The organism is Catenovulum sediminis, assembly GCF_007289895.1.
Lineage (GTDB): Bacteria > Pseudomonadota > Gammaproteobacteria > Enterobacterales > Alteromonadaceae > Catenovulum > Catenovulum sediminis.
Genome location: NZ_CP041660.1, coordinates 86,952 through 109,873, shown reverse-complemented (window position 1 = coordinate 109,873; position 22,922 = coordinate 86,952). Strand labels below are relative to the sequence as shown.

Here is a 22,922-nt window from a genome sequence, read left to right as displayed (position 1 = left end):
TCTAGCCTTTCATTTTAGTTCTTCAGCTCGCGCTTGATCAGGTAGCAAAGTTTATTAAAAACGAATACCAGCCCTTTATTTGAGCGTCGTATTAACTCAACAAAATTAAAACACAATCAAAGATTTGCGTATATACTTCCTCTAGTATTTGAATTTTTTACCGAGTGTTTATGTTGCTTCGCAAATCTGTGTTGATAGCTCAATTGTCGGTAGTGCCAGTATTGTTTGCCGAACCTTCTGATACACTAGAGGTAATTGAAGTTACAGCGCAAAAACGCATTGAGTCTATCCAACAAGTGCCTATTTCTTTAAGTGTGTTATCTAATGCACAATTAAACAATTTGCAAATAGATAATGCCGAGCAGCTTGGCCAACACATCACTAATTTAAATGTAACGCACTCTATTGGAGGGCAGCATAATTATTTTATCCGTGGCATCGGCATGGATGATTTTAATTTATCTTCGGTTTCTGCAATTGGTTTATACATAGACGATGTCGCTTTGCAAAACCCTATGCTGTCGGGTTTTACCTTGCATGATATCAACAGAGTTGAAGTATTACGCGGTCCGCAAAATACCTTGTATGGCAAAAATACAACGGGTGGTGCGGTTAAGCTCATGACCCCAAGCCCAAGATTAAACGGTTATCACAACGGCTTTGTTAAATTTACAGTCGGTCAGGATAATTTATTAAAACTTGATTTAGCGACTGATATTCAATTTTCTAGTGATACTGCAGCTAGAATGTCCGTTTTTCAGCATTTACGTGATGGCACAGTAACCAGTAGAGTAGAGGGTAATAACACAAAGTTTAATGACATGGATAGGCTTGGCCTACGTTTTAAGCTGTTACACCAGATTAATGCTAATTGGCAGCTATTAAGCGGTATTAATCTTGGGCAACAAAGGCAAGTTACAGCCGTTAAAACACCTATGGCGCCAATAGACGGTGAAAGCATCATAAACTTGGATAAGATTGATTTATCCTATAACGGATCTGCTTTACGGTCACCTAAAGATAATATCGATTTTACAACGGCTTTTATCAAGTTTCAGGGGGCGTTAAATTGGTTTAAATTTAGTTCAATTACTGCATTTGAACAGGTCAAAAGTGAGAGAATGGACGACTGGGGCGCGCAAGGGTTAGCATCCTCTATTTTTCAAACGATTACCTATAATACAACCGATACCCAACATTACTCACAAGAGTTTCAGTTGCAATCGGCAAACACATTTTCTTACAACTGGTTGGCTGGCGTTTTAGTCGATCACAGCAGCGGCGACTTATTACAAGCTGCATATATTGATCCCGGCTCACAAGGTCGACCTGATGATGCGGTCGACGATACGGGAGGCGGTCCGTTGTTTGACAGAGCAGCATGGCTTGAAAATGATGTTTCTAGCTTTTCGGTATATGGGCAATATGATCAACACCTTGCAGATAAATTTAATTATTCGATAGGTCTGCGGTGGACACGTCAACAATTATCGCCAGATGTGCATTCAGCCGGCATGATGATGGATTTACCTGAGCAACCATTTCCGCTTGGGAGTTTAGGTTGGTATAGTTTGGGCAATCCTAACTTCCAAGTATTGACAGACTATGCGGGGAAAACTGTATTACAAAACTTTGTGCGTGAAAATGATGGTTTCGCGGCAACTGCTAGGGTTAATGAAACATTTAATCAGTGGGGAGGGCATTTTAAACTGAGTTATCAATTGTCAACGAACAAGCTAGTTTATGCTTCAGCATCCCGAGGTTTTAAAATGGGAGCCGTTAACTCTAATCCAACCACCGCCGCTTTTCAATCAACCCTGAATCGCATTGTGCAACCTGAAGAACTGATTACCTATGAGCTTGGTTGGAAATCTCAATTTTTAGCGGATCAGCTGCGTATAAACGGCGCTGTATTTAAAAATGTCTGGCAGGATTATCAATTTTTTCAGGTTTATAATCCAGGCAATCCAGCCCAATTGTTTGCCTCGTTAATTAACTTACCACAAGCACAGGCAAAAGGGGCTGAAGTTGAAATTGATTGGTTATTGCCAAGGGCAATTGCTGTGCGCTTTGGTATTGCATGGTTAGATACACAAGTAACCGATGGTCACTTGGATGCAGGTGCTATCCCGCCAGATCAGCAAGAAGCGTTTCAAAATCAGGTGGTGACGGGTAATCAACTGACCAATGCGCCCAAATGGACATTGAATAGCACCTTGTCGAAAGAATTTTTCTTTACCAACAGTGAGCTTAATTTGAAGTTACACTATCATTATAAAGGTAAGCATCATCACACGTTGGCCGGTCAGCATACAGATGTCTGGCAAAGTAACTTTTCGCAAAACGCGTTCGGCTTGTTAAATTTTTCGGTCAAATACTATTTTGGTCAGGCTAGGCGCTATTCTGTTAATATTTGGGGGAGAAATATTCTGGATGAGCCATATTGTAGTGAAAGAGCAGCAGTTCCAGGAACCGCGACTGAAACCGTTCGTTTATGCGCACAGGGCGCAGATAAATCTATTGGCGTGACTGCTGTATACGAGTTTGACTAAGTGAACAAATTACCCAGCCTTAATAAAAATTTGACTAATAAAATAATGAGCGTCGCGGTTCTGTTGGTCGGTTTATTCATTACATATGGGCTATATCATAGTAAACACCAGCAAGAGTTGCGTAACGCGCAACTAGAATTTAAACAATTAGCAATTGCCAGAGTTCGCGATATAGAAGCTGAGTTTAAGCGTTCTTATTTTCAGGTTGCCTCTATTGCTAATTTATTTAGCTCTTCAGATTGGGTGAGCCAGGCTGAGTTTACTGAATTTGTTGAGCGTGTTTTTCCGATTTTTCCTAAAGGGCGGCGAATTTCAATGATTGCCCATATACATCAGGATGCTTTAGACGACTATATTTCTAATTTAAAACGTAATAATGCTTTTTCATATGCAGATTTTGCAGTTTTTGACCACATTAATGGTCAAAAAGTTATGCCCCCATCGGTCCACAACCAACATTATAACTTTATTGTTTATGGTTTTCCGACTCCTAAAATTAACGACTTTTATGGGCGTAACATCCGCCCAGATTCACCAATAGGTCCAAAGTTACATACCGTATTACAATCGCAAGCACCTTATATCAGCGGTATATCGATGCCAATAGAAGGGATAGTTGATAAACCTTTTTTCATATATATCCATCCATTTGTGAAAAAAGAGAAAAACGGATCTACTTCTTTAGCTGGGGTTATTGTTTCGAGTCAGTATGTTGAAGATGTGATGGCCAGTCAGGTTATTCAAGAATCGGTTGATTTATTTTCTTTTCAAATTATTGATAATTTGGGAAATATGTATCGATATCCCGAAAATAGTCTGCAAGTTTCAACCTCTGCAAAACAATCAGCCACCCTACAATCTGATAATAATGAATCTAAATCCGATATAGCTAAAACAAAGACAGTCGTGGATAAAACTCATAACCCATTTGTATTTAGTGAGTCATTAGATCTTGTTGGTAATCGTTGGCAACTTAAAATTACCCCTAATTATCAATTGGGCAAAAAAGCGGATGAAGTTTTACTTAGTATTTTGCTTTTAGGCAGTATTGTTTCTGTTTTTTCTGCTGTGTTTGTTCATTTAATGCTTTCTCAAAAATACCGCCTTGAAAGTTTAGTCGCAAGTAAAACAGCACAGCTAAGTGAAAAAAATAAATTGTTAAAATCTGCAGTCGTCAAAGCAGAAAAGTCAGCGCAGATTAAAGCTGAATTTTTAGCGAATATGAGTCATGAGATCCGTACACCACTAAACGGTATTTATGGCTTTGCACAATTATTAAGGCATTCTAAGCTTGATAGCAAACAATCAGGCTATGTAGACAGAATGGAACTGTCTGCAAAACATTTGATGACGGTAATCAATGATATATTGGATTTTTCTAAAATAGAATCGGGTAATTTAGAATTAGAGTCCAGACCGATTTCGATTATTAAAATAATTGATTTTTTATATGCCTCTTTTGAAAATGCTGCTCAGGAAGCAGGCATTGAGTTTACTGTGAAACTAAGTGAGATAGCTGAACCGGACTTATTAGGGGATGAAGTTCGACTCAATCAAATATTACTTAATCTCTGCTCTAATGCGATTAAATTCACACACAAAGGACGAGTTGAAGTCACCATCAATATGCATGCAACGCAGACAAACAGTGAGTTGCAAGAAGTTGAATTTAGCGTTAAAGATACGGGTATTGGTATGAAGCCTGAAAGCTTAAAGAATCTATTTCAAGCTTTTACTCAAGCGGATACATCGACCACTCGAAAATTTGGTGGGACTGGGTTAGGACTAACCATTAGTCAACAACTATGCAAACTGATGGGGGGAAAAATTATTGCCCAAAGCCAAGAGGGTGTGGGGAGTACATTTACCGCAATAGTTCGTTTAAAACGCAATACGAATGTCGTTCAACAAGATTTGGCTAACAAAACATTCAACAAAACATTCCACAAAACAGTATCTGTCTTATTGATAGAAGATAATCATACTGCACTTGAAGTTTTAGATAAGTCTTTGACGAAAATGAAGGCTCAGGTGACGTCAACTTTATCTGCAAAGTATGCGCTGCAACAGTTAAAACAAGCACAAGCGCATTTTGATTTAATTTTACTCGATTGGACCATGTCTGAGATGGATGGAAAAGCGTTTATTCAATCGGCGCTGGCTTTAAATTTGGCAAGATTGCCAAAAATAATTGTCATTTCAGCCTATGATCTAAATGTTATTCAAAGTGCAGCAATGGATTTACCCATATCAGCTATTTTACAAAAGCCTTGCCTTGAATCTCGATTGTTCGATGTTATTGCAAGTACAGTCGCAATAGGCGGGGCAGGCCGGAAGCCAGAGAGTGATGTATGTTCTCTATCAGGTTTAGATATACTTGTCGCTGAGGATAACGAAATTAATCAATTACTAGTGAAAACCATGTTAACTAATCAGGGGGTAAATGTTGATGTGGTAGAGAACGGGCAACAATGTATCGAACTCTTGGAAAAAAAACACAATTATGATGTTATTTTAATGGATATTCATATGCCGGTACTAGATGGTTTAGAAGCAACAAAAATCATTCGGCAAAATCACAATAAAACAATTGCGAATATCCCTATCATCGCGCTGACAGCAAATGTAGTAAAAGAAGATGTAGAAACCTACATAGCAAATGGCATAAATGCTCATGCTGCTAAACCCATCGAATTTAGTCAACTCAAGCAAATAATCGTTGAGCAAATAGCGCAACAGTGAATGGGCTAATGTTATTCAGCTAGCCACTTTTAAATAAATGACCTACTTTTAACCAGACTGTCGAATTAGCCTGAACTGTAAAAGAATATGGGCTCAAGTGCGGTATCCGTAACCAACTGCCGGTTTGGTAGCGACCATCAGCGTCAGATAGCTCACCTTTAATGACATATATTTCTGCTCCACCGTCATTGGTTAGGTTAGCTAAAACCTCGGTTGACGCGTAATGAAATAATGTCACTTGCTCATTTAGGTGTTGGTGAAGGTGAAGTATTTTAATTTCGTTTTTAAGTTTTTGCCAGTTGGCTGTATTGGTATCAATGCATACACGCTTTTGGTCAGTCTTTTGAAACTGATGTAATTTTACAAAAATTAGGCAGCCTGCTTCGCTAAACGGAGCGTGTCTAAACCCTTTAGGATTTCTGAAATATTGGCCTTGGTGATAATCCCCTGTATGATCTGAAAATGTGCCTTCTAGTACCAATATTTCTTCTCCAAGCGGATGATCGTGCTCTGAAAACTGAGCGCCTGCTTCAAACTTGACTAGACTCGTGGCATGTCCTTGTTCTTTAAACTCTCGTGCTAGCGGTTTGCGCCAAACTCCGGATTTCGGGCTGGCTTGCCAGTCAATATGCTGCGTATCAAGCGCAATACGCAGGCTAAAATTCATATTAAGCATCGTTGTATGTACCCGGTATTTTTGGTGTTAGCTGAAAGTCGCAACACGCTCTAAAAATTTGCGTTTTAGTATATCTATTTCAATACTTAGTGCGTTACGACTCGCATAAATTAATATAATCAAAATACGTTCAAAAATGGCAATTATTTAGAAAAGGGAAATCTAATGAAAGTTGAAGTGGCGATCGATATCAATGTTCATAAAGAACTCGTTTGGAATGTGATTTGTGATGTAGAGGATAGCATCAATGTTATTTCAAATATTCTCTCAGTTAAGCTCCATCATAAACCCTCTAATGGTTTGGTCGGGCTAAAATGGACAGAATCACGCCTGATGTTTGGAAAGGAAGCAGAAGAAACCATGTGGATCACTGAAGCGGTTGAAAATTCATACTATTGTACGCGTGCAGAAAGCCATGGTTCTGTGTATTTGACTAAACTTTCAGTTGAGACAGTACATGGAAGCACTTGGTTATCTATACAATTTACGGGTTATCCGCAATCATTTTTCGCTAAATGGTTGTACTGTTTAATGAAACCATTTATGCAGCGGCCAATGATAAAAGCACTGCAACAAGATTTAGAAGATATTAAAGAATATTGTGAACAGAAATATCAACCAATTTGATTTACGCATGGTATTATTCGCGCTCTAAATTTGTTGTGTTCAAGGTAAATCTCGTTGGAAAAAATGCTTACAAATTCAAGTCGATTTGAGACCATTCAAACTAAGTTTGAGCAAATTAAAAGTAATAAAGCGTTTGAAATATTTGTGATCAGCGTGATAGTTGCATCCGCTTTATTAATAGGTGTTAAAACTTATCCCTTACCACAAAGTGTGCATCAGCTTACGTTGATCATGGACTACTTTATTACCATTTTTTTCTTAATTGAAATCACTATTCGTTTTATCGCAGATACCAATAAAAAGCGATTTTTTCATAATTTTTGGAACTGTTTTGATTCATTAATTGTGTTGATTAGCTTGGTGCCGGTCGATAATTCAGATATGGCTGTAGTAGGGCGTTTGATTCGGGTTTTCCGAGTATTGCGAATGGTTTCAATTATTCCAGAGTTACGTATTTTACTCACCTCCTTAGTTAAAGCATTGCCTCAGTTAGGTTATGTGATGCTATTGATGTTTATTATTTTTTATATATACGCCGCGATAGGCAGTACTTTGTTTCACGCGATTAATCCTGTTTTGTGGGGCGATATTACTATTGCTTTACTTACTTTGTTTAGGGTTATGACGTTTGAAGATTGGACTGATGTAATGTATGAGACAATGGAGGTTTATCCACTTAGCTGGATTTATTATCTAACGTTTATATTTCTGTCGGCCTTTGCGTTTTTAAATATGGTGATTGGTATTGTTGTCAGTGTTATGGAACAAGAGCATGAAAAAGCACGGGCAGAAAAACATGCTGAAGAAGGAACAACAGAGCCTACTATGTCTGAATTGAAGCAAGAAATCCAGGCACTAAAATCACTTATTCAAAACAATATGCAAGTATCCAATAATTCTAAATCAGATTAAACGCCAAGATGGCGGGCATTTTACCCGCCATTTTGTTCTATAATACAAGGTTTAAAATAGTTACATACGCTGTGTTTGTAACAATACGCTGCTGTTTTCCTCATTTTTAGGGTTTATTCATGTCTTATCAATTTCATCAGTTTAATATTGACAGTTTTCTTAAAAATTACTGGCAAAAAAAACCGGCTTTATTAAAAGGCTTGTTTAAAGATTTTCAAGACCCTTTAGAAGCCGATGAAATTGCTGGTTTAGCTGCCGAGGAGCAAATCGAAAGTCGAGTTGTTCATAAAAAACAGCAAAACTGGCATGTTGAGCATGGGCCATTTGAAGAGTATCAGGTGTTTGGTGAAACAGATTGGACCTTATTAGTACAAGCAGTTGATCATTATAGTGAAGAAGCCGCTGAGTTGTTAAAACCTTTTCGATTTATTCCAAACTGGCGGATAGATGATTTGATGGTGAGCTTTTCAACGCCCGGCGGAGGGGTTGGCGCGCATGTCGATCAATATGATGTGTTTATTATACAAGGTATGGGTAAACGTCATTGGCGTGTAGGGTTGCAACAAACCATGCAAAAATCTATTCCGCATCCAGATTTATTGCAAGTGGACGGTTTTAATGCTTGTATCGATGAAATATTGGAGCCAGGTGATGTTTTGTATATACCACCTGGTTGTCCGCATGAAGGGTATGCAATCGAACCCGCCCTTAATTATTCCGTTGGTTTTAGAGCACCCAATCAACAGGATTTGCTGTCATCTTTTGCTGATTTTGCATTGCAGGAAGAGTGTTTTAATAAACGTTACACGGACCCAGAATTACAAGCGACTCAATCACCGGGATTGATTACTGAAGCGGAAACGCAAAAATTAGTAGGACTGGTAAAAGAGACGCTCTCGCAATCAGATAGCGTTGAGCAGTGGTTAGGTTGTTATCTGACTCAGGCGAAACATGAGTTGGCTATTGAAGAGGTTGAACCTGCCTATTTGCCAGAGGACCTCTCAGAAATGTTGCAACAGATTGCCATTTGGAATCGATTAGGCGGCTTGCGTTGTTTGCTTTTAGCAGACAAATTTTTTGTGAATGGTGAATTTATTCCAACAGAAAAGCAACAACGCCCTTTTATTACTTTTTTAAGCAATCATGAAGTTTACGCTTCGAGTGATCTGAATCATTATTTAACTATTGAAGAAAATCAGCAGCTATTGTTGGCATTAGTCAATGAAGGTTTTATCTATCCACTGGAAGATTAATTAGTACGCGAGCAAAGCTACCAAATGCTTGTATTTTTCGGTACAATCCGCGCCTAATTTTCACCCTGTCAAGTAGAGAGTTTATGTTCGAGATAAACCCAGTACAGAATAAGATAAAAGATATCGCCGAGCGCACTGAGCTGCTTAGGGGGTATCTTTGACTATGATCACAAATCAGAACTTTTAGAGGAAGTTTCACGCGAGCTTGAAGACCCAGATGTCTGGAATAATCCGGAAAAGGCACAGGCGTTAGGAAAAGAACGTGCTAATCTGGAAAACATTGTTAAAACCATTGATGATCTGACGCAAGGTTTAGAAGATGTTGAAGGACTACTTGAACTTGCAGTAGAAGCTGAAGATGAAGAAACCTTTGAAGAAGCACAAGCTGAATTAACAGAACTCGAAGAAAAAATTGAAAAATTAGAGTTTATGCGCATGTTTAGTGGGCCTAATGATGCATCAGATGCTTATATTGATTTGCAGTCTGGTTCGGGCGGAACCGAAGCCCAAGATTGGTGCAGCATGCTATTACGTATGTATTTGCGTTGGGCTGAAGCGCATGGTTTTAAAGCTGAGCTTATTGAAGTATCCGATGGGGAAGTGGCTGGGGTGAAATCTGCAACTATTCGTATCTCTGGAGATTATGCTTTTGGTTGGTTAAGAACCGAAACGGGCGTACACCGTTTGGTTCGAAAATCACCGTTTGATTCAGGCAACCGACGTCATACCTCTTTTGCTTCTGCCTTTGTTTACCCTGAAGTAGACGATGATATCGAAATTGATATTAATCCAGCTGATTTACGCATCGATACCTATCGTGCATCCGGCGCGGGTGGTCAACACGTTAACCGAACCGATTCGGCCGTACGTATTACGCATTTGCCAACGAATACTGTCGTGCAATGTCAAAACGATAGATCGCAGCATAAGAATAAAGACCAGGCAATGAAGCAGTTAAAAGCGAAGTTGTATGAGTTAGAACTGCAAAAACAAAATGCAGAAAAGCAAGTTTTAGAAGATGGTAAATCGGATATTGGCTGGGGAAGCCAGATCCGTTCGTATGTTTTGGATGACTCACGCATAAAAGATTTGCGCACCGGCGTAGAAAATAGAAATACACAAGCTGTATTGGACGGTGAGTTAGACCCATTTATTCAAGCTGCTTTAAAAGCAGGTTTATAAAATTCTGGACCGGAAATTAAAAATGTCTGAACAAAATCAAGTATCACAAGATGAAAATAAACTCATTGCAGAGCGCAAAGCTAAGCTGGCTTCGATTCGCGAAAAGTGTTCTGCAAATGGTCATCCCAATGATTTCGACCGCACGCACTATGCAAGTGACTTGCAAGCTTTGCATGGCGAAAAAGATAAACCGACGCTAGAAACTGAGCATAATGAAGTCGCGATAGCGGGTCGAATAATGGCCAAACGTGGCCCGTTTATGGCATTACAAGATATGTCAGGTCGTATTCAGGCATATGCGGATAAAAACACGCAAAAAGAATTAAAAGAACAATATGGTACGCTGGATATTGGCGATATCATTGGGGTTAAAGGTCCAGTACATAAATCAGGTAAAGGCGATTTATACGTTCATATTAATGAATATGTATTGTTAACCAAATCATTGCGCCCTTTACCTGAGAAATATCATGGTTTATCCGATCAGGAAACAAAATATCGCCAGCGTTATATTGATTTAATGATCAATCAACAAACGCGTGATGTTTTCCAAATTCGCTCTGGCATTATTAACGGTATACGAAAATATTTAACTGAGCGCCGTTTTATGGAAGTTGAAACGCCTATGTTGCAGGTTATTCCGGGCGGTGCTACAGCTAAACCTTTTGTCACGCATCACAATGCGTTAGATATAGATATGTATTTGCGTATCGCACCTGAATTGTATCTTAAGCGTTTAGTCGTCGGCGGTTTTGAACGTGTATTTGAGATAAACCGGAATTTCAGAAATGAAGGTTTGAGTACGCGCCATAATCCTGAATTTACGATGATAGAGTTTTATCAAGCATATGCAGATTTTAACGACTTGATGGACTTAACCGAAGACATGCTGCGTACCATTGCGCAAGATGTATTAGGAACAACCGCTATCACGAATACTAAACGTGATGAAAATGGTGAAGTGTTAGAAACCATCAACTATGATTTTGGTCAACCTTTTACCCGTATGAGTATGGCAAAAGCCATTCTGACGCACGCCCCTGAATTAGATGCGGATGTAATCAACAATGCGCAGGATAATTTAGAAGGTTTACGCCAAATCGCTAAATCTTTACACATTAAAGAACCTGAAAAAGAAGGTATCTGGGGTCCGGGTAAATATTTAACTGAAATATTTGAAGCAGTGGCTGAGCATAAGTTAGAACAGCCAACTTTTATTACAGAGTATCCGTGGGAAGTTTCTCCTCTTGCACGTCGTAATGACGACAATCCGTTTGTTACTGACAGATTTGAGTTTTTCGTGGGTGGCCGCGAGTTAGCAAACGGTTTCTCGGAGCTTAATGATGCTGAAGATCAGGCAGAACGCTTCCGCAAACAAGTTGAAGAAAAAGATGCCGGTGATGAAGAAGCCATGCATTATGACGATGATTATATCACTGCGTTAGAATTTGGTTTACCACCGACAGCCGGTGAAGGTATTGGTATTGATCGTTTAGTGATGCTATTTGCCGATTGCCCAACTATTAAAGACGTTATTTTATTTCCGCATATGCGACCGCTAAACGCGGCAGAATAAGTAAGTCTTAATTTCCAGCTTGAAAAACCGGTGTTTAGGGTGACTAAACACCGGTTTTTTTTGTATTTCGTATCCTCACTACCTTATTTATGGTTTCTCAGTGACGTCAGGTCATGTATTATGGACGTTCCTCTGTGTACAAATAATTAAACCAATAATAATTAGCAGATTTATGAAAATCGTTAGTCGAGATGATATAAAAAGTGCCAAGCGTTACGGGCAGGTAGCTTTGGATTTGTTGGATACATGGAATGTACCTATGTCACCTATCAATTATGGTGTGGCGTATGAAATAGCAAAAGGAAAAAACAAGTCTTTATTGGCCGCATATAAAGCGCATACCAGCAAAAATAAGTTGATTGACTGTTTTTGTTTAGAGCAATGGCAGTCGCAATACCTACAGTCTCCTGCACCACAAAATGATAAATTGATTTCTGACCTGGAAAAGGTGGTCGCGGGCGTTCATGAGCAGTTAGAAAGCAATGATGGTTCTGTTGATAAATATTTAGAACAATTAACAGACGGCATCGAACAAATCAAACAAGCTAATATTGGTGACGAACTTTTACCGGTCGTTGACTCATTATTGTCGGCTTCGCGGTTAATTAAGTGGCAGCAAAAAGAACTCAAAGAGCAGTTAGCACAGTCTAAAAATGAAACCAGTCAACTTAAAGATAAGCTGGAGCAAATCGAACAGCAAATAAAGAAAGATCCACTGACGGGTTTATTAAATCGCAGGGGGTTGGATGAATACTTGCAAAAAGTGCAAGATACGACGCCTTTATTGACAGTCGCCATTGACATTGATCGCTTTAAATCAATAAACGACCAATACGGTCATTTAATTGGAGACATCGTCATCGCGAAAGTGGCAGAGCAAATTCGCCAATCTTCCAATACCAATATTAAGGCTATTCGTTATGGCGGTGAAGAGTTTTTGTTGGTCATGCCACAATCGGAGTTCAACCGTTACCCACTCGTTGCTGAAGATATTCGTAAAAAAGTATCGGAAATGAAGCTGGTGAGCAAAAAAAGCCAACAAAAGCTTCCTGCTATTACAGTATCGGCGGGTGTTGCACGGCAACAAAAAGATGAATCATTTGAAGATTTGGTTGCACGAGCAGATACGGCTTTATATGCCGCTAAAAATGCAGGACGGAATCAGGTTCAGTATGCTAAGTAGCAAGGTATAAAAGTATCATACGATCGGCAGAGCGGTGGAGTGCACTGGAGATTTCAAGACAAATGACGAGTGAACACCACTTACGCCGTCAATTCGTGTCAGTTTATTCAATAAAAACTGCTGAAAATCATCCATATCTTTGACGATGACTTTAAGTAAATAGTCGGCTGATTGCCCAGTAATTAAGTGACACTCTAACACCTCTGAAAATGATTGAATTGCATTTTCAAATTTATCAAATCTTTCGGGCGTATGTTTATCCATACTAATTTGGATAAATGACACTAAAGTTAGACCCAGTTTTCTTGCATCGAGTAATGCAACATATCCTTCAATTAAGCCTGTCTCTTCTAGTTGCCTGACGCGTCGCAAACAAGGTGCAGGCGACAATGAAATTTGTTCCGCTAGTTCCTGATTTGAGATACGACCTTTTTGCTGAATAATTTTCAGTATTTGCTTATCGTATTTATCTAAATTCATGTCTTTTGAAGTGGTGAAATATAATTTTAATTTATTCTATATTGTTGAAATTATATTGCGAGTATTTTGTTTTTAGCTCGATATTAGCAATTTTTATTGTACACGTCTTTTGTATCATAGAGTCATAATTTGATGGCAATAGCCGGAGTGAAAAAATGATTGATAATCCAGCGTTAAAATACAAACGATTTGTAGGTGTGCAATTGACCGATAGGCAATGGCCAAATAAACATATTGAAAAAGCCCCGATTTGGATGAGTACTGATTTGCGCGATGGCAATCAGGCACTCATTGATCCGATGTCAATTGAAACCAAATTAAGATTTTTTAAAGCTTTAGTTGCGATGGGGTTTAAACAAATTGAAGTTGGTTTTCCATCTGCTTCTGAAATTGACTTTAATTTTGTGCGTTTATTGATTGAAGAAAATCATATCCCAGACGATGTCACTATTGAAGTATTGGTTCAAGCACGCTTTGAGTTGATTGAGCGCACAGTTGAAAGTTTACGGGGTGCTAAGCAAGCTATTTTGCATATGTATAACCCGCTTGCACCCGATTTTCGTGAAATTGTATATCGCACGGATAAAGCCGGTGTTAAAAATATTGCAGTTCAAGGTACTCAATGGGTTAAAACCTTAACTGAACAAGCAAATGAAGTTAACTGGACATATCAATACTCGCCGGAAGTTTTCTCAAGTACCGAAATTGAATTTGCTAAAGAAGTATGTGATGCAGTGAGCGAGGTGTGGCAGCCGGGTAGCGACAACAAGATGATTATTAATTTACCGGCGACGGTTGAAATGAATACACCGAATACCTACGCCGATCAAATTGAGTGGATGCATCGTAATCTTGAGCGCCGTGATGCCATTATATTAAGCGTACATCCGCATAATGACCGAGGGACAGCGGTCGCCGCGGCTGAGTTGGCGGTAATGGCCGGAGCTGACAGGGTTGAAGGCTGTTTATTCGGTAACGGTGAGCGTACAGGCAATGTTGATTTGGTCACGCTGGCGTTAAATTTGTATTCTCAGGGGGTTAACCCTGGATTAGATTTTTCGGATATTGATAAGGTGAAATCCTTAGTCGAAAGCTGTAATCAAATTCCGGTACATCCAAGGCATCCATATGCAGGTGAATTAGTATTTACCGCGTTTTCAGGCTCTCATCAGGACGCGATTAAAAAAGGGCTTGCGGTACAAAAACAAGATGATTTTTGGCGCGTCCCTTATTTGCCCATCGATCCTGCTGATTTAAATCGCAGTTATGAATCAGTGGTGCGAGTGAATAGTCAATCTGGTAAAGGTGGTGTAAGTTTTTTGTTAGAGCAGCAAAAGGGATACCAGCTACCACGAAAATTACAAATTGAATTTAGTAAGGTCGTGCAGGCGATTAACGATACAACGGGCCGAGAAATGAAAGCGGAAGAAATTGCGGATGTGTTCCAGCGTGAATATTTACAAGTTAACAAACCGCTTAGTTATCTTGAAAGTCTGTCCCGTGAAGTTCAAGGTGAGGTTGAATTGTCGTTTAAGATTCAGCATGCAGATCAACAAATTAATTTGCAAGGGAAAGGCAATGGCCCCATTGATGCTGCGTTGACCGCTCTGAACCGATATAACAATAGTGCGTATAGAGTCGCCAATTATCATGAGCATGCTATTGGCCAAGGTGATTTAATTGAGGCCGTTTGTTATATCGAATTAAAAGATGAACAAGCCAACACCTGGTTTGGTGTTGCGCAGCACGCTAATATTGCGACGGCGGCGATCAGTGCTGTGTTAAATGGCTTTAACAGAGTTACCGCAGCTCAAGCTACGACTGTTGTATAACTGTTCTACTCTAATTGCATACTAATGTCATAAACCCTGCTGACTGGATTTTTGAATACAGTTTGTGGGGGTTATTATTTTCAATAATAGGGTTGAGCGCGCGGTATCTATCGAGAGAAAGGGTAAATTTTGGATAAAAAAAAGCCCAGTTGGGGGACTGGGCAATAAAATTGGCCTATAAAAGGCACTCAAGCACTAACAAAGGGATGTCAAGAAAAACCAGATAAACCGTGTTTTTCAAAGATAGGTTCATTATAGCGCTGAAATGTAATTTTACAACATAAAATTTCATTTTTATTTCAAAAAGTCGCTATTAACAAGAATAAACACTCGTTTTAACATCTAATTTACCATCATATGTAATTTTAGTACATTATTGTGCACTGTCGGCAAACGGCTATTATTTGCTTGTCGGTTGCTTTTGCATGCAAAAACTTGCTATTAAAGAGCGCTCGCAATAGACTATCGCGCTCTAAAAACCTAAGTGAATTATGCATGCAAGTATCCGATTTTTCTTTTGATCTCCCTGATGAACTTATTGCGCGTTTTCCGGCGGAAAAACGCACAGAATCGCGTTTGCTCGTTATGGACGGCAATACGGGCGATATTCAACATAAAATATTTGCGCAAATGATTGATTTGGTTACGGATAAAGACCTGTTGATTTTTAATAATACTAAGGTGATACCCGCGCGTCTGCTAGGACAAAAACGATCGGGCGGTAAAATTGAAGTGCTGGTTGAGCGCATCTTAGATGGTAAAACGATTTTGGCGCACGTGCGCGCCAACAAAGCGCTCAAGCCCGGTGCAGAAGTTGTATTGGAAAATGCAATTAATGCACAAATGCTTAAACGCCGAGGTGATTTGTTTGTCTTGCAAATTACGAATGATGAAACTGTTTTGAATCTGTTAGAAGCGCACGGACATATGCCTCTACCGCCGTATATTGATCGTGCGGATAACGAAACAGACAAAACAAGGTATCAAACCGTATATGGCAAAATTCCAGGGGCTGTAGCCGCACCCACCGCAGGTTTGCATTTTGATGAAGAGTTAATGCAACAACTTGCCAATAAAGGTGTTCAAATTGAATATGTTACTTTGCATGTAGGAGCTGGAACATTTCAGTCTATCAGAGTTGATAATGTAAAAGATCATCAGATGCATGCTGAGTATATTGATGTTCCGCAAAATGTTGTGGATGCAATTGTTGCCTGTAAAAAACGTGGCGGCCGTGTAATCGCTGTTGGAACGACCTCAGTGCGTAGTATTGAAAGTGCAGCTCAATTTGCACAGCGAGATATCATTGAGCCATATCAGGGGGATACCAGTATTTTTATCTACCCGGGGTATGAATTCAAAATAATAGACGCTATGTTTACCAATTTTCATTTACCAGAATCGACGTTAATTATGTTAGTTTCGGCGTTTGCCGGCAAAGATAATATAATGGGCGCCTATAACGAGGCGATACAGCAAAAATACCGCTTTTTTAGTTATGGTGATTCGATGTTTTTGACACGTAGACAAAAGCCGCAACAAGATTAATGGTGAACCGTTATGTCTGAATTTATGAAGTATGAAAAACTAGCAACTGATGGTCAGGCAAGACGAGGCCGTTTAGTTTTTGCACGAGGGGTTGTTGAAACGCCCGCATTTATGCCTGTGGGTACCTATGGTACTGTAAAAGGCATGTCACCTGATGAACTCAAAGATATTGGCGCTGATATCTGTTTGGGCAATACGTTTCATTTGATGTTAAGGCCTGGCACTGAAATTATTCGGATGCATGGTGACTTACATGATTTTATGAATTGGCAAAAACCAATTTTGACGGATTCTGGTGGGTTTCAGGTTTTCAGTTTAGGTGAGTTACGAAAAATTACTGAAGATGGTGTAATCTTCCGCTCACCGATTAATGGTGAGCGTATCGAACTCTCACCCGAAAAAGCAATGCAAGTGCAACGAGAGTTGGGATCAGATATTGTTATGATCTTTGATGAATGTACGCCATATCCAGCAACAGAAGAACAAGCGCGTACTTCAATGGAGCTTTCATTGCGTTGGGCAAAACGTTCCAAAGATGCACATGAAGGCAATCCGTCTGCACTATTTGGCATCGTTCAAGGTGGAATGTATCCTCATTTACGTGAAGAAAGTTTAGAAGGTTTAGAAAAAATTGGTTTTGATGGGTATGCTATTGGCGGTTTATCGGTCGGCGAACCCAAAGAAGATATGATTAATATTCTGAATAACCTGACTGACAAAATGCCGACAGAAAAGCCCAGATATTTAATGGGGGTTGGCAAACCGGAAGACATTGTTGAAGCTGTGCGTCGTGGCATAGATATGTTTGATTGTGTGATGCCAACACGCAATGCTCGTAATGGACATATTTTTGTCAGTGACGGGGTTGTCAAATTACGAAATGCCAAACATAAGACAGATACAGGTCCATTGGATGAAAAATGTGACTGCTACACTTGTAAAAATTATTCTAGAGCATATCTACATCATCTGGACAAGTGTAATGAAATTCTTGGAGCGCGACTGAATACGATTCATAATCTGAGATATTATCAGCGATTGATGGAACAACTTAGAGACGCAATCGCACAGGGTGAACTAGAGAAGTTTGTTGAAGAGTTTTATGCAGCGCGCAATCTACCTGTGCCTGCTTTGAATAACGAAAATTAATAATTTAATTAGATAGGGGAATTTTTATGGATTTTTTAATTGCGAATGCATATGCCGAAGGTGCTGCTCAACCACAAGGTGGCGGTTTACAAATGGTTATTATGTTAGTTGTTTTTGGTTTAATTTTTTATTTCATGCTTTATCGTCCGCAAGCAAAACGTATGAAAGAGCACAAAGCACTTATTGCCGCTATTTCTAAAGGTGACGAGATTTTAACTCAAGGTGGGATGGTCGGTCGTGTTGCTAAAGTCAGTGACGACAAAGACTTTATCTTGATGACACTAGCTGAAGGTGTAGATGTAGCAGTACAAAAAGCATCTGTAACAGCAGTGTTACCTAAAGGTACAATCAAATCAATCTAATAGGATACTCCTGTGTTAAATAAATATCCTTTATGGAAATACCTGTTGGTACTATTTATAGTAGCAACAGGTTTTTTGTATGCGCTTCCTAACTTATATGGGGAAGATCCCGCAATTCAAATATCCGCGACACGCGGTGGTGACGTTGAACTGAGTCAATTGGATTCAGTGCGTTCTGCATTGGATGAACAAAATATTGAATATCGCTCTGCTAGTATTGAAAACAATCAAATTCAGATTCGTTTTAAAGATACTGATGAGCAACTAGAAGCGCGTGATATCGCAATGCAAACATTGGGCAGCAACTTTATTGTTGCACTTAATCTAATGCCCGCTCAACCTCAGTGGTTAGAAGATGTTGGCGGCAGCCCTATGAAATTAGGTCTGGATTTGCGTGGTGGTGTGCACTTCTTGATGGAAGTCGACATGAGTGTTGCGCTGCAGAAAAAACAAGAAGAAATGTTAGCGGATTTTCGTTCTGAGCTACGTGAAGAACGTATCCGCTATCATCGTCTACAAGAGTATTCGAACGGGGTTAAAGTTAGTTTCCGATCCGAACAAGAATTTGAAAAAGGTTTAGAGTATTTAACCAAAGCACACCGTGAATTATTGATTACTGAAAGTAGCTCTGAAGATAAAACATTGACGGCGATTATGTCTGAAACCCGTATTAAAGAAGTTAAAGAATACGCGTTACAGCAAAACATCACTATTATTCGCAATCGTGTTAACCAACTTGGTGTAGCAGAGCCTTTGGTAATGCGCCAAGGTGCAGATCGTATTGTTGTTGAGTTACCGGGTGTTCAGGACACTGCACGTGCGAAGGAAATCTTGGGTGCAACAGCAACATTGGAATTTCGCAAGGTGGATGAGGATGCAGATCCTTCCGCTGCAGCCGCTGGCAGGGTGCCACCAGGCTCTGAAGTTTATTACGACAGAAGAACCGGGCGACCCGTTGTCCTGAAAAAGGATGTTATTCTAACCGGTAACCATATTACTGGTGCAAATTCTAGTTTTGATGAATATCAACGTCCACAAGTCAATATTGATCTAGACGGTCAAGGTGGCAACAAAATGTCACATTTTACCAAGGACAATATTGGCAAACCAATGGCAACTTTGTTTGTTGAATATAAACCAACTGGACGTAGAAAGCCTGATGGGTCAATTGAATTTGAAGCCATTAAAGAGGTGATTAATGTTGCAACCATTCAAGCGCGTTTGGCCAGAAGTTTTAGAATAACAGGTATTGATAGCGCAAACGAAGCTCAAAACCTTGCTTTGCTATTGCGGGCGGGTGCTTTGATTGCGCCAATTCAAATTGTTGAAGAACGTACAGTTGGGCCAAGCTTAGGTCAGGAAAATATTGATCTGGGCATGACAGCCATTATCTGGGGTTTTTGCTTAGTATTGGCCTTCATGGTGTTGTATTACCGTGGCTTTGGCGTAGTTGCGAATATTGCGCTTGCTTTAAACCTAGTATTAATTGTCGGTGTTATGTCAATGATTCCAGGTGCGACTTTAACATTACCGGGTATGGCAGGTATTGTGTTAACCGTTGGTATGGCAGTTGATGCAAATGTCTTGATATTTGAGCGTATTCGAGAAGAGATTACCGATGGTAGAGGCCCGCAACAAGCCATTCATCAAGGTTATGATAGTGCATTCTCAACCATCGCAGATGCCAATATTACAACTTTTATTGCTGCAGTTATTCTGTTTGCGGTAGGTACAGGGCCAATTAAAGGCTTTGCTGTAACCTTAGCCATTGGTATCGTGACATCTATGTTTACTGCTATTGTTGTAACGCGCGCCGTTATCAATGCTTCAGTAGGCGGACGAAAAATTAAAAAGCTGTCGATTTAGGAGTGAGACTATGTGGTTCAAATTGAAAGAGACAGTTAATTTTATGTCGCAGGCTAAGCTGGCGATAGGACTGTCTTTGATTTTGTTTTTGGGGTCAATTGCTTCTCTAGCGGTTAATGGCCTTAAATTCGGTTTAGATTTTACCGGTGGTACCTTAATCGAAGTCGGCTATGAAAAAGCAGCAGACTTGTCAGAGATCCGCCAAAAACTAGATGCGAGCGGTTTTGGTGATGCGGTTGTGCAGCATTTTGGCACCAGTTCTGACGTTTTAATTCGTCTTGCACCAAGAGATACGGTAAAAGCCGAGACCTTGAGTAATCATGTGTTAGAAGCGATTTCTACCACGGACTCAGGTGAAGCGCAAATGCGCCGGATCGAGTTTGTTGGCCCAAGTGTTGGTGAGGAGTTAAAAGAGCAGGGTGGTTTGGCCATGCTAGTGGCACTTATATGCATTCTTATCTATGTTGCATTTAGATTCGAATGGCGCTTTGCGTTGGGTAGTGTACTAGCCTTGACACACGATGTAGTGATCACTATTGGTTTTTTCTCAGTATTGGGTATCGAGTTTGATTTAACTGTATTGGCAGCTGTATTGGCTGTTATTGGTTATTCATTAAATGACACCATTGTTGTTTTTGACCGAATCAGAGAAAACTTTCGTAAACTTCGCATCGATAACGTCGCCGAGATAATTAATATCTCGCTCACACAGACATTGAGTCGTACAACCATTACCTCTTTAACGACCGTGTTGGTATTACTGGCATTGTTCTTTAAAGGAGGGGCGCTTATTCATGGTTTTGCAACTGCACTATTGTTTGGTGTCGCCATTGGTACCTATTCTTCAATTTTCGTGGCAAGTGTAGCTGCGCTAAAATTAGGCATTAGCCGCGAAGATATGATCCCAACGGTAGTCGAAAAAGAAGGTGCGGATCAGGATCCATTGCTTTAAAAATTGTTTACCAGAAAGATATTTTTGACAATTTAATAAAAAAGCCGGGTCACTTAAATCAAGTGGCCCGGCTTTTTAGTTTGTTAATTTACACTTAAAAATGATCACTGGGTACAGGTTACGTGCATTTGAATCCTTATGGGCACTCAATACATAAAGTGTATTGCCCTTTTGGATCGTTCCATTCACTGATAGCTTTCACATTTTGTATCAATTTTAGCAGTTCTTGTTGTACAGGTACTGTTTTGCTCTTTGTAGTGGGATCCGCAAACCATGCATATGCCTGTCCTAACATTTCTTTGATAAATTGTTGCTGTGGGCTCAGCTCAGCTTCTATTAATTTGGTTGAATAGTTTTCTAAACCCGCTAACTCTGCAGCGGCCTCTATAGCTTGTGACATATTGCCAAGATGATCAACTAAGCCCAATTGTTGTGCTTGCTCACCAATCCAAATTCGACCTTGTGCTACTTTATTCGCTTCTTCAATCGTCATATTTCTATTCTGCGAGACGAGTTGCAGGAAGCGCTGGTACACTCTTTCAGTACTTTTCTGTAAGATGTTTTGTACTCTATCTTCAATCGGCACGGCAGGGTGCAATACTGGCCACTCGGTTGTTGAAATACCATCAGCGTGAATACCTAATTCACCTAACGACTTTTCAAACGTCATTGCTAAACCAAATACGCCAATAGAACCAGTAACTGTGCTGGGATGTGCCCATATTTGATCTGCACTGCTGGCAATCCAATAACCACCAGAGGCGGCAGTTGTACTCATTGATGCAACCACTGGTTTGTTGGCTGCTTGCAATAACTCTATCTCGCGGCGAATAATTTCACTGGCAAAGGCACTGCCTCCTGGGCTATCAATGCGGATTACTACTGCTTTAACTTGATCGTCCAAACGAGCGCGTTCTAGCAGTTTTGCCGTGCTATCACCTCCAATTTCACCTGCTGGTTTAGTGCCATCATAAATGGTCCCTTTTGCAACGACCAGCGCGACTTTATCGCCTGATTTATCTGGTAGTATTGGTGATTGAACTAAAGTCAGATATTGTTGAAAGTTTATTTTGTTGTAACTACGTTTGTTATCTGTCCAGCCTACTTGTTCTGCCAGTACTTGTTCAATTTCTTCGCGTGTTGCAAGTTGATCGACCCAATTATTATTCAATGCATATTGAGCGTGGTCATAATTTGCTTCTTCAAATTTTCTTTCGAATGCTGCGAGCTTTTCGTCAAAATCAGAAATATCAATATCTCTTCTTTGTGCAACCCCTGTTTTGTAGATATGCCAGAGCCGCATTAACCAGTCTTTATTGGCTTCTTTAGCTTCTTCGCTCATGTTGTCTCGAATAAATGGCTCGACGAATGATTTATATGTACCGACTCTAAAAACATAAGTGGAAACTTTTAATTTCTCGAGTGCAGATTTAAAATACGTGTTGTAGACACTAAACCCATCAAGTTGAACAAATCCCATTGGGTGCATCAGGATTTCATCTGCATAGGTCGCTAAGAAATACTGGCCTTTGCTGTAGTAATCACCAACAGCAACCACTTTTTTACCGTTGGCTTTAAGCTGGTTGAGTTTATCGCCAATCGTTTCCAGTTTGTTGATGCCTGCGCCTGTCAAATGTTGTAAATCTAACACAATGACTTTAATGCGATCGTCATGCTGTGCGTTGTCTAATACCAAAAGAATGTCTGATAACAGGATTTCGGTGGGCTGTGACGTATCTGCCATTGTTTCGTTCAAAAATGCTTCAACCGGATCAACAGCTTGTTTTTGTTCGACTATATTACCGGCTAAATTTAGTACTAGGGCTGAAGACTTAGGTACGGTTATTTTGTCACGTTCTGATGTTGCAGTTAAAATGATAGCTATTAAAACACCAAAAAAAATCATATTAAGTGCGAGTTTGCGAGTGAAGTTAAGTGTTCCCCACAAGGCGCTAAATAATCTAGAAATTCCACTTTCTTTTGTCATAATGTCGCTCTGTTTATTTCGGAACAGGTATGTTAACCCGATG

At 39.8% G+C, this 22,922-nt stretch carries 17 protein-coding genes; 14 read left to right on the top strand and 3 right to left on the bottom strand.

The features are described from left to right. Nucleotides 1-170 precede the first annotated feature (170 nt). Nucleotides 171-2,552 (top strand): TonB-dependent receptor, encoded by a 2,382-nt coding sequence (locus tag FNT16_RS00485; protein WP_143869703.1) that lies wholly within the window; start codon nt 171-173, stop codon nt 2,550-2,552. Nucleotides 2,553-2,597: 45 nt separating this feature from the next. Next, nucleotides 2,598-5,294, top strand: coding sequence for a response regulator (locus tag FNT16_RS00480; RefSeq protein WP_143869702.1), 2,697 nt, complete (start codon nt 2,598-2,600; stop codon nt 5,292-5,294). A 19-nt stretch (nt 5,295-5,313) separates the two neighbouring features. Here FNT16_RS00480 and FNT16_RS00475 read toward each other — a convergent pair whose 3' ends face one another. After that, nucleotides 5,314-5,961, bottom strand: a complete 648-nt coding sequence (locus FNT16_RS00475; protein ID WP_246072282.1) for a cupin domain-containing protein — start codon at nt 5,959-5,961, stop codon at nt 5,314-5,316. A gap of 174 nt (nt 5,962-6,135) precedes the next feature. Here FNT16_RS00475 and FNT16_RS00470 point away from each other — a divergent pair, with 174 nt between their 5' ends. The 6 genes from FNT16_RS00470 (at nt 6,136) to FNT16_RS00445 (ending at nt 12,703) form a co-directional block, all read left to right on the top strand. After that, entirely contained in the window at nt 6,136-6,597 is a 462-nt protein-coding gene (locus tag FNT16_RS00470; RefSeq protein ID WP_143869700.1) for an SRPBCC family protein, read from the top strand. A 63-nt stretch (nt 6,598-6,660) separates the two neighbouring features. Beyond that, nucleotides 6,661-7,509 (top strand): ion transporter, encoded by an 849-nt coding sequence (locus tag FNT16_RS00465; protein ID WP_143869699.1) that lies wholly within the window; start codon nt 6,661-6,663, stop codon nt 7,507-7,509. 119 nt (nt 7,510-7,628) lie between these two features. Then, nucleotides 7,629-8,762, top strand: a complete 1,134-nt coding sequence (locus tag FNT16_RS00460) for a cupin domain-containing protein (RefSeq protein ID WP_143869698.1) — start codon at nt 7,629-7,631, stop codon at nt 8,760-8,762. A gap of 83 nt (nt 8,763-8,845) precedes the next feature. Then, a protein-coding gene (gene prfB / locus FNT16_RS00455; RefSeq protein ID WP_143869697.1) for a peptide chain release factor 2 occupies nt 8,846-9,944 on the top strand; the annotation gives its coding sequence in 2 pieces (ribosomal slippage) (nt 8,846-8,920 and nt 8,922-9,944; 1,098 coding nt in all). 22 nt (nt 9,945-9,966) lie between these two features. Further along, nucleotides 9,967-11,520, top strand: coding sequence for a lysine--tRNA ligase (lysS, locus tag FNT16_RS00450; RefSeq protein ID WP_143869696.1), 1,554 nt, complete (start codon nt 9,967-9,969; stop codon nt 11,518-11,520). Between the two features lie 172 nt (nt 11,521-11,692). Continuing rightward, on the top strand, nt 11,693-12,703 hold the full coding sequence (locus FNT16_RS00445) for a GGDEF domain-containing protein (RefSeq protein WP_143869695.1): 1,011 nt from the start codon (nt 11,693-11,695) through the stop codon (nt 12,701-12,703). Nucleotides 12,704-12,718: 15 nt separating this feature from the next. Here the strand turns inward: FNT16_RS00445 and FNT16_RS00440 are convergent, their stop codons facing one another. Next, nucleotides 12,719-13,183 (bottom strand): Lrp/AsnC family transcriptional regulator, encoded by a 465-nt coding sequence (locus FNT16_RS00440; protein ID WP_143869694.1) that lies wholly within the window; start codon nt 13,181-13,183, stop codon nt 12,719-12,721. A 155-nt stretch (nt 13,184-13,338) separates the two neighbouring features. Between FNT16_RS00440 and leuA the strand changes: the two genes are divergently transcribed. The 6 genes from leuA (at nt 13,339) to secF (ending at nt 20,892) form a co-directional block, all read left to right on the top strand. Next, nucleotides 13,339-15,015, top strand: a complete 1,677-nt coding sequence (gene leuA / locus FNT16_RS00435; RefSeq protein ID WP_143869693.1) for a 2-isopropylmalate synthase — start codon at nt 13,339-13,341, stop codon at nt 15,013-15,015. Between the two features lie 495 nt (nt 15,016-15,510). After that, nucleotides 15,511-16,563 (top strand): tRNA preQ1(34) S-adenosylmethionine ribosyltransferase-isomerase QueA, encoded by a 1,053-nt coding sequence (gene queA, locus FNT16_RS00430; protein WP_143869692.1) that lies wholly within the window; start codon nt 15,511-15,513, stop codon nt 16,561-16,563. 24 nt (nt 16,564-16,587) lie between these two features. Beyond that, nucleotides 16,588-17,712 (top strand): tRNA guanosine(34) transglycosylase Tgt, encoded by a 1,125-nt coding sequence (gene tgt, locus FNT16_RS00425; RefSeq protein ID WP_143872821.1) that lies wholly within the window; start codon nt 16,588-16,590, stop codon nt 17,710-17,712. Between the two features lie 26 nt (nt 17,713-17,738). Further along, complete coding sequence (gene yajC / locus FNT16_RS00420) at nt 17,739-18,074, top strand: preprotein translocase subunit YajC (protein ID WP_143869691.1); 336 nt, start codon at nt 17,739-17,741, stop codon at nt 18,072-18,074. Nucleotides 18,075-18,086: 12 nt separating this feature from the next. Next, nucleotides 18,087-19,940, top strand: coding sequence for a protein translocase subunit SecD (gene secD / locus FNT16_RS00415; protein ID WP_143869690.1), 1,854 nt, complete (start codon nt 18,087-18,089; stop codon nt 19,938-19,940). A 10-nt stretch (nt 19,941-19,950) separates the two neighbouring features. Beyond that, nucleotides 19,951-20,892: a protein translocase subunit SecF gene (gene secF / locus FNT16_RS00410; protein ID WP_143869689.1), complete on the top strand. Its 942-nt coding sequence runs from the start codon at nt 19,951-19,953 to the stop codon at nt 20,890-20,892. 136 nt (nt 20,893-21,028) lie between these two features. Here the strand turns inward: secF and sppA are convergent, their stop codons facing one another. Next, a complete protein-coding gene (gene sppA, locus FNT16_RS00405) occupies nt 21,029-22,879 on the bottom strand; it encodes a signal peptide peptidase SppA (RefSeq protein ID WP_143869688.1) in 1,851 nt (616 codons plus the stop codon). Between the last annotated feature and the right edge of the window lie 43 nt (nt 22,880-22,922).

Bases quoted from the DNA above. Each gene is read 5' to 3' on its own strand.
- FNT16_RS00465 (WP_143869699.1), top strand. From the start codon at position 6,661: ATGCTTACAAATTCAAGTCGATTTGAGACCATTCAAACTAAGTTTGAG.
- queA (WP_143869692.1), top strand. From the start codon at position 15,511: ATGCAAGTATCCGATTTTTCTTTTGATCTCCCTGATGAACTTATTGCG.
- sppA (WP_143869688.1), bottom strand. From the start codon at position 22,879: ATGACAAAAGAAAGTGGAATTTCTAGATTATTTAGCGCCTTGTGGGGA.
- tgt (WP_143872821.1), top strand. From the start codon at position 16,588: ATGAAGTATGAAAAACTAGCAACTGATGGTCAGGCAAGACGAGGCCGT.
- FNT16_RS00440 (WP_143869694.1), bottom strand. From the start codon at position 13,183: ATGAATTTAGATAAATACGATAAGCAAATACTGAAAATTATTCAGCAA.
- FNT16_RS00460 (WP_143869698.1), top strand. From the start codon at position 7,629: ATGTCTTATCAATTTCATCAGTTTAATATTGACAGTTTTCTTAAAAAT.
- FNT16_RS00470 (WP_143869700.1), top strand. From the start codon at position 6,136: ATGAAAGTTGAAGTGGCGATCGATATCAATGTTCATAAAGAACTCGTT.
- FNT16_RS00475 (WP_246072282.1), bottom strand. From the start codon at position 5,961: ATGAATTTTAGCCTGCGTATTGCGCTTGATACGCAGCATATTGACTGG.
- FNT16_RS00480 (WP_143869702.1), top strand. From the start codon at position 2,598: ATGAGCGTCGCGGTTCTGTTGGTCGGTTTATTCATTACATATGGGCTA.
- FNT16_RS00485 (WP_143869703.1), top strand. From the start codon at position 171: ATGTTGCTTCGCAAATCTGTGTTGATAGCTCAATTGTCGGTAGTGCCA.
- secF (WP_143869689.1), top strand. From the start codon at position 19,951: ATGTGGTTCAAATTGAAAGAGACAGTTAATTTTATGTCGCAGGCTAAG.
- lysS (WP_143869696.1), top strand. From the start codon at position 9,967: ATGTCTGAACAAAATCAAGTATCACAAGATGAAAATAAACTCATTGCA.
- leuA (WP_143869693.1), top strand. From the start codon at position 13,339: ATGATTGATAATCCAGCGTTAAAATACAAACGATTTGTAGGTGTGCAA.
- yajC (WP_143869691.1), top strand. From the start codon at position 17,739: ATGGATTTTTTAATTGCGAATGCATATGCCGAAGGTGCTGCTCAACCA.
- FNT16_RS00445 (WP_143869695.1), top strand. From the start codon at position 11,693: ATGAAAATCGTTAGTCGAGATGATATAAAAAGTGCCAAGCGTTACGGG.